The following is a 12,987-nucleotide window of genomic DNA, read 5'->3' on the forward strand; positions in this document are numbered from 1 at the left end:
TACGTGCCCGGACCGGCCGCGGCGTCATCGTTTATCCGGACCCTGCGGGCGTACCGCGATCATGTGAACCGGACCCCAGCACTTCGGCCCTGCGCACCTCGTTACCATGCGGGGACGCAGGACCGACAACGATCGACAGACTCTGATGACGACGAGGGACGGGTAGGCGCGTGGCCCAGGCGGCAGACATCCAGGGGATGCGTCCCTCTCCTGCCCGCCGATGGCTGCGGCGCACAGCCTCCGTGGCCCTCGGAGCACCACTGCTGGCCGGTCTGCTGGCCGTTCCGGCGGCCGGAAATGCGGGGGCGTCCGCACCGTTCAAAGCCCCCACGGGCTCCAGCACGGTCGATGTGTCCCTGGACACGCTCTCCCCCGCCGCCCCGGTGAAGGGGGACACCCTGACCGTCTCCGGAACGCTCACCAACAAGGGCAGGCAGACGATCGACGGCGCCGAGATCGACCTGCGGGTGGGCCCCCGGCTCTCCGGCCGGGGAGAGGTCGACGACGCCGCCAAGCGCAAGGGGTACACGCCCGGCGCCGACCCGGACGCGATCGACGACAAGTACACGGTGAAGATCTCGAAGCTCCCCAAGGGGATCAGCCAGAACTTCACGCTCGCCGTTCCCGTCGACAAGCTGGACCTCGACGCGTCGGGCGTCTACCAGCTGGGGGTCTCGGTCTCCGGCCGTACGGCAGCCGCCCCCTTCGAGCAGGTGCTGGGCATCGAGCGCTCGTTCCTCCCCTGGCAGCCCGAGGAGAGCGACAAGAGGACCAAGCTCACCTTCCTGTGGCCGCTGATCGCCTCCCCGCACGTCACCGCGGAGACGCGCTCGGACGAACAGCAGACCCCGGTGTTCACCGACGACGCCCTGGCCGAGGAGCTGGCGCCGGGCGGGCGGCTGCAGCAGATGGTCGCCCTGGGCAGCCGCCTCCCCGTCACCTGGGTCGTCGACCCGGACCTGCTGGCGAGCGTCGCCGCGATGGCCGGGGGGTACGAGGTCAAGTCCGATGGCACGACCGTCCCGGGCAAGAACCGGGCCGTCGCCGGACAGTGGATCACCGCCCTGCAGAAGGTGGTGGAGGACGGCAAGGTGATCGCGCTGCCGTTCGGCGATCCCGACCTGGCCTCCATCGCCCACCGGGGCAAGGGCGTCTCCGGCACCCTCAGCCATCTGCAGAACGCCTCCACGGTGGGCGCCTCCACGGTGGAGACCATCCTCCACGTGAAGCCCTCCACCGACTTCGCCTGGCCCGTGAACGGCGCCGTCGACCCGGGCATCGTGGATGTGGCGACCTCCGCGGGCGCCCACCACGTGATCGCCCGCAGCGACAGCTTCAAGGAGACCGGCAGCCTGCCCTACACCCCGACGGCGGCCCGGCCGATCGGCGGGGGCACCACCGCGGTCGTCGCCGACCACCGGCTGTCGACCGCGTTCGACGGCAGCTTGCTCCGGGCCGACGCCTCGACCCTCGCGGTCCAGAGGTTCCTCGCCCAGACGCTCACGCTGAACGAGCAGGCGCCGGACAACGAGCGCAGCATCGTCGTGGCACCGCAGCGGATGCCCACGACGGCCCAGGCACAGACGATGGCCCGCGCCCTGGAAGCCCTGTCGGGCAACCGCTGGACGCAGCCGCAGGACCTGGTCGCCTCATCCGAGGTCAAGCCGGACCCGCTGGCGACCACCAAGGTGCCGCGGGCCTCCGCGTACCCGAAAAAGCTCCGCAACCAGGAATTGCCCACCCAGGCGTTCCAGGACATCCGGACCACCCAGGGCTCCATCGACAGCTTCGAGACCATCCTCACGCAGCCCGAGCGCGTGGTGACGCCCTTCGGCAACGCGGTCAACCGCTCGATGTCGACGTCCTGGCGGGGCCGCTCCCTGGAGGCACAGGCCTACCGGGACGCCGTGCTCACGTACCTCAAGGACCTCACAGGAGAGGTCCAGCTGATCGACAAGTCGGACGTCACTCTCTCCGGCCGCAGCGCGACGATCCCGGTGACGGTGCAGAACAAGCTGGTGCAGGGCGTCGACCGGCTCGTCCTGAGGCTGAAGTCGGACAACATCCGGCTGAAGTTCAACGACGACGGGACGATGGCCGAACTGCCGGTCCGTATCGGGGGCGGGCACAGCCAGTCGGTGAAGTTCGACACGGCGACCAGCGCCAACGGACGCGCCCAGGTGACGGCCCGGCTCTTCACCGAGGACGGCACGCCGTACGGCGAGGAGATGACCTTCACGGTGAAGGTCTCCGAGGTCACCCCCACCGTCCTGCTCGTCATCGCCGGCGGACTGCTGCTCCTGGTGCTGGCCGGGGTCAGGATGTACAGCCACCGCAAACGCGCCGTGGCAAGCGACACGGCGAACGGCGACGGCGGCGAACCCGAGCAGCCGAGTGACCCGACCCCGGACACCGGACCGGAAAGCGGGGCCCCGTCGGGAACGGGTGAGAAAGTGGACCGTTGAGCGATGTCTGTCGTGGCCGGTCGGCCGGGGACGATGAGGTAGGGGTTTCGATGAACGCGCCGTACTACGGTGACCGCGGCCAGGGCGCCGGCGGAGCGGGGTCCCCGTCCGGGCCCCCGGTTCCTCCGGGCGCGGACCAGGACGGCCGGCAGGTGCCGCCCGACCCGTACCTCCAGCACGCCTATGAGGACGACCCCTACCGGGCGCAGGACCTCGCGGCCCAGGACCCGGTGGGCGAGGCGCTCTACGACCGGGCGTCCCATCCCCCGCCGCCCCCCGGCACCTATCAGGAGCCGCAGGCGCTCTACCAGCAGCCACCCGCGGCCCCGTACGCCCCCGACCCGCGTATCTGGGCCCAGACGCCGCCTCCCGAGCCCTCGGGGCCCTCCCGCCACCTCCCGTACGGCGACCATCCGGCGACCACGCAGTTCGTCGGCGTCGACGACCTGGTCACGCAGGCGTCGGACGACCGGCAGGAGCCGGACGCCTTCGCCCACCTCTTCCGGGACCAGGAGGGGTCGGGGAAGCCCCCGGGCCCGCCCGAGCCGGAACCGGCCCCCGCTCCCGTCCCGCCCAAGTCCGGCGGCGGCCGGGTCTCCGGGGTGCTGAAGTCCAGCGCGCTGATGGCGGCCGGCACCCTCGTCTCCCGGCTCACCGGCTTCATCCGCTCCCTGGTGATCACCGCGGCTCTCGGCGCCGCGCTGCTCGGTGACAGCTTCACCATCGCCTACACCCTGCCGACGATGATCTACATCCTCACCGTCGGCGGCGGTCTCAACTCGGTCTTCGTCCCGCAGCTCGTCCGCGCCATGAAGGACGACGAGGACGGCGGCGAGGCCTTCGCCAACCGGCTGCTGACCCTGGTGATGGTCGCGCTCGGCCTGATCGTGGCCGTCGCGGTCCTCATCGCGCCGGTGCTGATCCAGCTGATGTCGAACACCATCGCCGACGACGTGGCCGCCAACAGCGTCGCCGTCACCTTCGCCCGGTACTGCCTGCCCACCATCTTCTTCATGGGTGTGCACGTGGTGATGGGTCAGATCCTCAACGCCCGGGGCAAGTTCGGCGCGATGATGTGGACCCCGGTCCTCAACAACATCGTCATGATCATCACGTTCGGCCTCTTCATCTGGGTCTACGGCACCTCCGCCGAATCCCGGATGGGCGTGGACACCATCCCGCCGGAGGGCATCCGGCTGCTGGGTATCGGCACCCTGCTCGGACTGGTCGTCCAGGCGCTGGCGATGATCCCCTACCTGCGCGAGGCGGGCTTCCGCTTCCGCCCCCGCTTCGACTGGAAGGGCCACGGGCTCGGCAAGACGGTCAAGCTGGCCAAGTGGACCGTGCTGTTCGTCCTGGCCAACCAGGCGGGCGTTCTGGTCGTCACCCAGCTCGCCACCTCGGCGGGCAAGCTGGCCGGCCGGGACGGCACCGGGTTCCTGGCCTACTCCAACGCCCAGCTGATCTGGGGCATGCCGCAGGCCATCATCACCGTCTCCGTCATGGCCGCGCTGCTGCCCCGCATCTCCCGCGCCGCCCACGACAACGACCCGGGCGCGGTCCGCGACGACATCTCGCAGGGGCTGCGCAACTCCGCCGTCGCCATCGTCCCGGTCGCCTTCACCTTCCTCGCGCTCGGCCTGCCGATGTGCACCCTGCTGTACGCCTCCAGCGGCGCCGAGGCGGCCCGGTCCATGGGCTTCATCCTGATGGCGTTCGCCCTCGGCCTGATCCCGTACTCCGTGCAGTACGTCGTGCTCCGCGGCTTCTACGCGTACGAGGACACCCGCACCCCCTTCTACAACACGGTCATCGTGGCCGCCGTCAACGCAGCGGCCTCCGCCCTCTGCTACGTCGTGCTGCCAGCCCGCTGGGCCGTCGTCGGCATGGCCTTCTCCTACGGTCTGGCCTACGCGGTCGGCGTCGGCGTCGCCTGGCGCCGGCTGCGCAACCGTCTCGGCGGCGACCTGGACGGGGCGCACATCGTGCGGACATACGCCCGGCTCTGCATGGCGGCCGTGCCGGCGGCCCTCATCGGCGGCGCCATCGGATTCGCGATCCTCGAACTTCTCGGCACCGGCGCTCTCGGATCGCTGGCCGCGCTGATCTGTGGCGGCATCCTTCTCCTGGGCATCTTCTTCGTCGCGGCGAAGAAGATGCGCATCGAAGAGGTCAACGGCCTGGTCGGCATGGTCCGTGGACGGCTCGGTCGCTGAATGAGCGCACGGTCGCACAACCATCGCCGGACTCCGCGTGTCGTGGATAGCGCCGGAGTGTGGGCACAATTGGCGTGACTGTGGCGAGCTGGCTGGCATCGCGCAACGGATGGGGAGGCAGGAACGACGGTGGCGGAACGTAGCACGGCTGCCGTCGACGTGGCCGACAACGGCGGCAACGAGCCGCTGGCCGCCAAGGCGGACGAGGCCACGAACGACGGAACGGCGCAAGCCGAGGACACCGAGGGTGCGAGCCCCGAGAACCCCAAGGGTCAAGACGGCGGGCGGGCACGTTCCGAGGCCGTTCCGGCGACCCCCGATGTGCACAGCGGACACAAACTGGCCGGGCGCTACCGGCTGGAGGAGTGCGTCACCCGTCTGGACGGCTTCAGCAGCTGGCGGGCGGTCGACGAGAAACTGCGTCGGGCGGTCGGCGTTCACCTGCTGCCCGCGAACCACCCCCGGGCCCGCTCCGTGCTGGCCGCGGCCCGGTCGTCCGCCCTGCTCGGCGACCCCCGTTTCGTCCAGGTGCTGGACGCCGTCGAGGAGGACGATCTCGTCTACGTCGTCCACGAATGGCTCCCGGACGCCACCGAGCTCACCGCTCTGCTGGCCGCCGGACCGATGGACGCCCACGACGCCTACCAGCTCGTCAGCCAGCTCTCCCACGCGATGGCAGCGGCCCACCGCGAGGGCCTGACGCACCTTCGCCTCACCCCCGGCGCCGTACTGCGCAGTTCCACCGGCCAGTACCGGATCCGCGGCCTCGCGGTGAACGCCGCCCTGCGCGGCATCGCCTCCGAACGCCCCCTGCGTCAGGACACCGAGGCGATCGGCGCACTCCTGTACGCGGCGCTGACCAAGCGCTGGCCGTACGAGAGCGACGCGTACGGCCTCTCCGGGCTGCCCAAGGGCATGGGGCTCATCGCCCCGGACCAGGTCCGCGCCGGCGTCCACCGCGGCCTCTCCGAGCTCGCCATGCGCGCGCTCGCCAACGACGGGGCCACCGCCTCCCGGCAGGAACCGCCGTGCACGACCCCGGACGAGCTGGCGAAGGCCGTCGCCGCCATGCCGCGCGTCCTGCCGCCGGAGCCGACGTTCGCCGCCCAGCCCGTCTACCAGCAGCCCGGCTACCAGCGGACGACGTATCAGCAGGGCACCTACGGACGGCCGTCCACCCACCCGTCGTCCGTGCCCCAGCCGGTGCTGGCCGCCCCTCCGGCGCCCCTCCAGAGCCGTACCGGGCGGGTGCTCAAGTGGAGCGTCTCGGCGCTCCTCATCGCCGCCCTCGGTCTCGGCAGCTGGCAGCTCGCGGAGACCTTGCTCGACCAGCGCAAGGGCTCCGACGACACCGACGTCACCCGGACGACCGACGACGAGAAGGAACCGGCACCCGCCCCGCCCAAGCCGCTGACCATCGCGGGGGCCACCGAGTTCATGCCCGACGGTTCGGGGATCCAGCCGGGTGACGTGCCGAACGCCGTCGACGACAACTCCGCTACGGCGTGGGTCACCCATCGCTACCGGGGCTTCCCCAACTTCGGCAACCTCCCCCAGCGCAGGCAGGGCAGCGGGATCATCGTCGACCTGGGGAAGGTCCAGGACGTCCGCGCCATCGATGTGGACATGTACCGCAGCGGTCAGACGACCGCGGTCTTCGCCGCAGGGCCGGACGCCTCGTCACCGTCCTCGTCGGCGGACTTCCCCCAGCGGATCGTCGAGAAGAAGGTCGCGGGGAAGACGCTCAAGGAAGAGCTGGAGAAGCCCGTCCGGACGCGCTACGTCCTGATCCACATCACGGAGCTGCCCGCGGACGGCACCGGCGGCTATCGCGGCGGGATCGCCGACATCTCCGTACTCGGCTGACCGGGGGCGGTGCGGAGATCCCGCACCGGCCCCTGATCACCGGGCGCGCGGCCCGTTAATGTGGCACCTGACATCGGATCCGGTTCGGAGGGGGAGCACGGTGGATTCCGTTCCACCCGAGGCACCGAGCGACTCGGACCTGCTCGCCCTCCATGTGGCGGGCGCCCCCGACGCCTTCGGTGAGCTCGTACGCCGCCACCGCGACCGGCTGTGGGCCGTGGCGCTGCGCACCCTCGGGGACAGGGAAGAGGCTGCGGACGCCGTCCAGGACGCCCTCGTCTCCGCCTTCCGGGCAGCCCACACCTTCCGCGGCCAGTCCGCCGTCACGACCTGGCTGCACCGCATCACCGTCAACGCCTGCCTCGACCGGGTCCGCAAGGCCGCCTCCCGCAAGACGTCACCGGTGGACGACGCGGACCGGCTCGACCAGCTCCTGGAACCCCACGAGTCGGCCGAGGCCCCCGCCGAACGGCAGGACCTGCACCGCCAGCTCTTCGCCGCCCTGGCCACCCTCCCCGCCGAACAGCGCGCGGCCCTCGTCCTGGTCGACATGCAGGGCTACCCCGTGGCGGAGGCCGCCAGCATCCTGGACGTACCGACCGGCACCGTGAAGAGCCGGTGCGCCCGGGGACGGGCAAGACTGGCACCCCTGGTCCGGCACCTGCGCGCCGGGGACGGGAACGAGGACCCCGACGGGGAGAACCGCGCCACCGGAAGGAACCGGACGCGCGGGACATCCGTCCCACCGGCGTCAGGACCGAAGGACGCAGGAGCGAGCGACCCTGCCGCTGCGAAGGGAGGAGGTGGACGCCCGTGACATCCACGACCGACACGGATCAGCACCCGGAGGTCTCCGAGATCTCCGAGCTCGCCGAGGGGCTGCTCACCGCTTCCCGGGCGGCAGAGGTCCGCCACCATCTCGCGGAGTGCGAGCTGTGCGCAGAGGTACGGGACTCTCTGGAGGAGATCCGCGGGCTGCTCGGCACCCTGCCGGACCCCGAGCCGATGCCCGAGGACATCGCCGCCCGCATCGACGCGGCCCTCGCCGCCGAGGCCTCTACCGATACCGGCGCCGATGAACCTGCCGACGCCTCCCGGGCCTCCGCTGTTTCACGCGATGCCGATGTTTCACGTGAAACAGAGAACGTGGAGACCGGCGACACGTCCTCCGTGACGCCCCGCACCGGCTCCTCCCCGGACCGCCCGGCCGGCCGCCCCCAGGGCGCCACCGGGCCCGGCCGCCGCACCGCCCGGCGCCGCCGCCGTGCGGTGATCCTGGGCACCGCGTGCGGCGCCGCACTCATCGGCATGAGCGTCCTCTTCCTCCAGAACCTTTCGTCGTCCCGGAACGCGTCGGACGGGTCGGCCGACCGGGCAGTCAGCACCTCCGAGAGCGGGGCGCACAGCTACTCCCAGGACACGCTCGAAACCGAGGTCCAGGGCCTCCTGGCCGGCGGAGCGAGCACGGAGAAGTACGACGGGCAGAAGCAGTCACCGAGCACGGACGAGCGAGCCGTCCCCGAAGCGGAGACTCCCGACGCCACCGCCTCCAGGAACCCGCTGAGCGCGCCAGCCGTCGACGTACCCCCGTGCGTGCAGCAGGCGACCGGCCGCACCACACCGGCTCTCGCCCTCGACGAGGGGACCTATCAGGGGACGGATGCCTTCCTCGCCGTCCTCCCGCATCCGAGCGATCCCACCCGCGTACAGGCCTATGTGGTCGCCGCCTCGTGCGTGGACACCGCTCCCGGGTCAACCGGTCGGCTGCTGCTCACAGAGGCGTACGACCGCCCTTGAGAACCGCTACGGCACGGCGGGAATGCATCACCCGTAGGATCCGTTGGGTGGGGTGAGAGTCGTTGAACCGACCCCGTAGGCAGTAGGCAGTCTGCAGAGACGAGGAAGAAACCCGTGAGCGACGTCCGTAATGTGATCATCATCGGCTCCGGACCGGCCGGGTACACCGCCGCGCTCTACACCGCCCGCGCTTCACTGAGCCCGCTGGTCTTCGAGGGCGCGGTCACGGCCGGCGGTGCGCTGATGAACACCACCGACGTGGAGAACTTCCCCGGCTTCCAGGACGGCATCATGGGCCCCGAGCTCATGGACAACATGCGGGCCCAGGCCGAGCGCTTCGGCGCCGAGCTGGTCCCCGACGATGTCGTCGCCGTCGACCTCACCGGTGACATCAAGACCGTCACCGACACGGCAGGCACCGTGCACCGCGCCAAGGCCGTCATCGTGACGACCGGATCCCAGCACCGCAAGCTCGGCCTGCCCAACGAGGACGCCCTCTCCGGACGCGGCGTCTCCTGGTGCGCCACCTGTGACGGCTTCTTCTTCAAGGACCACGACATCGCCGTGATCGGCGGCGGCGACACCGCGATGGAGGAGGCGACCTTCCTCTCCCGCTTCGCCAAGTCGGTCACGATCGTCCACCGCCGCGACACCCTGCGCGCCTCCAAGGCCATGCAGGACCGCGCCTTCGCCGACCCGAAGATCAAGTTCGCCTGGGACAGCGAGGTCGCCGAGGTCAAGGGCGAGCAGAAGCTCTCGGGCCTGACCCTGCGGAACACGAAGACCGGTGAGACCTCCGAGCTCCCCGTGACCGGCCTCTTCATCGCCGTCGGACACGACCCGCGCACCGAGCTCTTCAAGGGCCAGCTGGAGCTCGACGACGAGGGGTACCTGAAGGTCGAGGCGCCCTCCACCCGGACCAACCTGACCGGTGTCTTCGGCGCCGGAGACGTGGTCGACCACACCTACCGACAGGCCATCACCGCTGCGGGCACCGGCTGCTCCGCGGCTCTGGATGCCGAGCGCTTCCTCGCCGCACTGGCCGACGTGGAGCCGGCCGAGCCGGAGAAGACCCCGGCAGTCTGAACTTCTCCACCGCACTCCCAACCCGAGAGACTAAGGAGGCCGCCGTGGCCGGCGACCTGAAGCACGTTACGGACGACACCTTCGACGAGGTCGTCCTCAAGAGCGAGAAGCCTGTTCTGGTCGACTTCTGGGCTGCCTGGTGCGGCCCGTGCCGCCAGATCGCCCCCTCCCTGGAGGCCATCGCGGCTGAGCACGGCGACCAGATCGAGATCGTCAAGCTCAACATCGACGAGAACCCGGCCACCGCCGCCAAGTACGGCGTGATGTCCATCCCGACCCTGAACGTCTACCAGGGCGGCGAGGTCGCCAAGACCATCGTCGGTGCCAAGCCGAAGGCCGCGATCCTCCGCGACCTCGAAGGCTTCATCACCAAGTAGCAGCGCCCCGGCGCGATGTTTCACGTGAAACGGGCCCACCCCCGCACCAGGGGTGGGCCCGTTCTCGTATCGGCCGGCTCCGGTCAGAGCGGGCGCAGCACCGGTTCCTTCTGCACTGCCCCCAGGAGCCGGTCGAGAGCCATCTCGACGTCCTCCTTCCAGGAGAGCGCCGTCCGCAGTTCCAGCCTCAGCCGCGGGTACCGGGGATGGGGCCGCACGGTCTTGAAGCCGACCGCCAGCAGGTGGTCCGCCGGGAGCACACAGCCGAACTCCTCCGCACGGGCGTCCCCGAATGCCTCGATCGCCTTGAAGCCCCGGCGCAGTACGTCCTTGGCCACCGTCTGCACCATCACGCGGCCGAGTCCCTGGCCCTGATACCCCGGAACGATCAACCCGGTGATGAGCTGAACGGCGTCGGGGGAGACCGGACTCGTAGGGAATGCCGTCGACCGCGGGACGTAGGCCGGCGGTGCGTAGAGAACGAACCCCACGGCGACGTCGTCCACGTAGACCACCCGGCCGCAGGAGCCCCACTCAAGGAGCACCGCGGAGATCCAGGCTTCCTTCTCCAGCTCCGGCTTGCCCGCCTTTACCGCGGCTTCCCCGCTGACCGGGTCAAGCTCCCAGAAGACGCACGCATGGCAGCGCTCGGGGAGATCCTCAAGGTTGTCCAAGGTGAGCGGTACAAGCCGACGCCCCATGGCGGCGATTCCTCACTTCCCTCACCCGCCGCATCGCGTGCGGCCGCCAGCGCGTTCCGTTCGTGGAACAGACTGCCGACGAATCCCCCGACGGCTCCCAGGCCCAGCCCGACCGTCACCAGCCGGCTGCGGCTCACTGTTCGCAAGGTCCCCGCCCTCCTCCGAGGTCGATCACCGTGGATGCGCCATCCCAGATCGCATCGTATCCACCCAGAGGTGATGCGGATACCGAGAGCGGGCAAAGGGCGGGCCGTGTTCCGGTAACCACCGGACACGGCCCGCCCTTTGCGGGGTCCCCACAAGCTGGGGACCCCGGGGAACTCAGCTCCCGTCGTCCTCGTCGGCCGTCTCGGAGAGCCGGCGCTCCAGCACCTTTCCCTCGCCCGGGGCGAGGGAGCCGAGAATCCGCTCCAGATCCTCCATCGAGGCGAACTCGACGGTGATCTTTCCCTTCTTCTGGCCCAGGTCGACCTTCACACGGGTCTCGAAGCGGTCGGAGAGCCGGGTCGCCAGGTCGGTCAGCGCGGGGGAGAGCCGCCCGCCGGCCCGGGGGCCCTTCGGCTTCGGCGAGCTCGTGGGGCGCGAACCCATGAGCGTCACGATCTCCTCGACCGCGCGCACGGAGAGCCCCTCCGCCACGATGCGGTGCGCGAGCCGGTCCTGCTCCTCGGAGTCGTCCACCGACAGCAGGGCCCGGGCGTGACCGGCCGAGAGAACACCCGCGGCCACCCGGCGCTGCACCGGCGGCGAGAGCCGCAGGAGCCGCAGCGTGTTGGACACCTGGGGCCGGGACCGCCCGATCCGGTCGGCCAGCTGGTCATGGGTGCACTTGAAGTCCTTGAGAAGCTGGTCGTACGCGGCAGCCTCTTCCAGCGGGTTCAGCTGAGCCCGGTGAAGGTTCTCCAGCAGCGCGTCCAGGAGAAGCTTCTCGTCGTCCGTGGCCCGGACGATCGTCGGAATCCGCTCCAGGCCCGCTTCGCGGCAGGCCCGCAGACGGCGCTCACCCATGATGAGCTCGTAGCGGTCCGCTCCCACCTTGCGTACGACGACCGGCTGGAGAAGGCCTACCTCCTTGATGGAGGTGACCAGCTCGGCCAGGGCGTCCTCGTCGAACACCTCACGCGGCTGGCGCGGGTTCGGCGTGATCGAACCGATGGGCAGCTCGGCGAAGTACGCACCGGACGCCCCCGCCTCCTGGTCCGGCGCGGACGCCGGCTCCGGCACCACCGGGGACGACGGGAGTGCGGTCACCTTCGCGGCCGCCACGCCCCGCTCCGCCGTCAGAACCGGACCCCCGCCGGGCGCCGAGATACCTCCGGGCGCCGACACCTGCTTCTCCTGGGGAGCGGCGGGGATCAGCGCACCGAGCCCACGCCCCAGCCCTCTACGTCGCTCACTCACTACATGCCCTCCGAAACGTTCTGCTGGCTGTTCTGCATGCTCGTGTGGGCGTGCTGGGCCTCGTAGTGCACCCCGACACCCCGCAGGGCGATCTCCCGGGCGGCTTCGAGGTAGGAGAGCGAGCCGCTGGATCCGGGATCATAGGTCAGCACCGTCTGCCCGTAGCTCGGCGCCTCGGAGATACGCACGGACCGCGGGATGCTCGTCCGCAGCACTTCCTTGCCGAAGTGGGTACGTACCTCCTCGGCGACCTGGGAGGCGAGCCTGGTCCTCCCGTCGTACATCGTCAACAGGATCGTCGAGACGTGCAGATCGGGGTTCAAGTGGCCCCGCACCAGGTCGACGTTCCGCAGCAGCTGTCCCAGACCCTCCAGCGCGTAGTACTCGCACTGGATGGGGATCAGCACCTCGGCCCCGGCCACCATCGCGTTCACCGTGAGCAGGCCGAGGGAGGGCGGGCAGTCGATGAGGATGTAGTCCAGCGGCTGCTCGTACGCCTGGATGGCCCGCTGAAGCCGGCTCTCCCGCGCCACCAGCGACACGAGCTCGATCTCCGCACCGGCGAGATCGATGGTGGCGGGGGCGCAGAAGAGACCTTCGACGTCCGGGACGGGCTGAACCACTTCGGAGAGCGGACGGCTCTCCACCAGGACGTCGTAGATCGAGGGGACATCGGAGTGGTGATCGATGCCCAGGGCCGTGGAGGCATTGCCCTGGGGGTCGAGGTCAACCACCAGGACACGCGCGCCGTGCAGGGCCAGCGAAGCAGCGAGGTTGACCGTCGTGGTCGTCTTACCGACCCCGCCCTTCTGGTTGGCCACCACCATGACGCGGGTCCGGTCAGGGCGAGGCAGCCCCTCACCGGCGCGACCGAGGGCCTCGACCGCCAGCTGGGCAGCACGACCGATGGGTGTGTCGTCCATCGGCGGCGGTGTTTCACGTGAAACACCCTCCCCCACGGACTCGGTTCGGGGACCGGGGACCGGATCGGTCATCGGTCCCGCGATGTTGGCGTCGGACCGCAACGATTCACTCTCCTCGACTACAGGCTCGCAATGAGCAGAGCCTGCCATGCTTT

10 protein-coding genes are annotated in these 12,987 nt (G+C 70.3%); 7 read left to right on the plus strand and 3 right to left on the minus strand.

Going from position 1 to position 12,987, the window contains the following annotated elements; translation table 11 throughout:
* The first annotated feature begins 170 nt into the window (after positions 1–170).
* From ACK8N7_RS18125 to trxA, 7 genes are all read left to right on the plus strand, one after another.
* Complete coding sequence (locus tag ACK8N7_RS18125) at positions 171–2,465, plus strand: DUF6049 family protein (RefSeq protein WP_500443219.1); 2,295 nt, start codon at positions 171–173, stop codon at positions 2,463–2,465.
* 50 nt (positions 2,466–2,515) lie between these two features.
* The gene (murJ, locus tag ACK8N7_RS18130; RefSeq protein ID WP_500443221.1) at positions 2,516–4,681 is read left to right on the plus strand and encodes a murein biosynthesis integral membrane protein MurJ; all 2,166 of its coding nucleotides are present in this window, start codon (positions 2,516–2,518) and stop codon (positions 4,679–4,681) included.
* A gap of 129 nt (positions 4,682–4,810) precedes the next feature.
* Positions 4,811–6,547 carry a protein kinase family protein gene (locus tag ACK8N7_RS18135; protein ID WP_403213669.1) on the plus strand — a complete coding sequence of 579 codons (1,737 nt, stop codon included), beginning with the start codon at positions 4,811–4,813 and terminating at the stop codon, positions 6,545–6,547.
* A gap of 100 nt (positions 6,548–6,647) precedes the next feature.
* Positions 6,648–7,364 (plus strand): RNA polymerase sigma factor SigM, encoded by a 717-nt coding sequence (sigM, locus tag ACK8N7_RS18140; RefSeq protein WP_500443223.1) that lies wholly within the window; start codon positions 6,648–6,650, stop codon positions 7,362–7,364.
* Positions 7,361–8,344: an anti-sigma factor family protein gene (locus ACK8N7_RS18145; RefSeq protein ID WP_500443224.1), complete on the plus strand. Its 984-nt coding sequence runs from the start codon at positions 7,361–7,363 to the stop codon at positions 8,342–8,344. Before sigM ends, ACK8N7_RS18145 begins: the two co-directional genes overlap by 4 nt.
* 114 nt (positions 8,345–8,458) lie before the next feature.
* The gene (gene trxB / locus ACK8N7_RS18150; protein WP_032755861.1) at positions 8,459–9,430 is read left to right on the plus strand and encodes a thioredoxin-disulfide reductase; all 972 of its coding nucleotides are present in this window, start codon (positions 8,459–8,461) and stop codon (positions 9,428–9,430) included.
* A 44-nt stretch (positions 9,431–9,474) separates the two neighbouring features.
* Entirely contained in the window at positions 9,475–9,807 is a 333-nt protein-coding gene (gene trxA / locus ACK8N7_RS18155) for a thioredoxin (protein ID WP_015609848.1), read from the plus strand.
* Between the two features lie 83 nt (positions 9,808–9,890).
* Here trxA and ACK8N7_RS18160 read toward each other — a convergent pair whose 3' ends face one another.
* The 3 genes from ACK8N7_RS18160 to ACK8N7_RS18170 form a co-directional block, all read right to left on the minus strand.
* Positions 9,891–10,508: a GNAT family N-acetyltransferase gene (locus ACK8N7_RS18160; protein WP_500443226.1), complete on the minus strand. Its 618-nt coding sequence runs from the start codon at positions 10,506–10,508 to the stop codon at positions 9,891–9,893.
* Positions 10,509–10,829: 321 nt separating this feature from the next.
* A complete protein-coding gene (locus tag ACK8N7_RS18165; RefSeq protein ID WP_500443228.1) occupies positions 10,830–11,909 on the minus strand; it encodes a ParB/RepB/Spo0J family partition protein in 1,080 nt (359 codons plus the stop codon).
* Positions 11,909–12,982, minus strand: a complete 1,074-nt coding sequence (locus ACK8N7_RS18170) for a ParA family protein (protein ID WP_403213658.1) — start codon at positions 12,980–12,982, stop codon at positions 11,909–11,911. The genes ACK8N7_RS18165 and ACK8N7_RS18170 overlap by 1 nt, the downstream gene beginning before the upstream one ends.
* Between the last annotated feature and the right edge of the window lie 5 nt (positions 12,983–12,987).

It is taken from the genome of Streptomyces griseobrunneus, from assembly GCF_046713465.1.
In the GTDB taxonomy this organism is placed as follows: Bacteria; Actinomycetota; Actinomycetes; order Streptomycetales; family Streptomycetaceae; genus Streptomyces; species Streptomyces microflavus.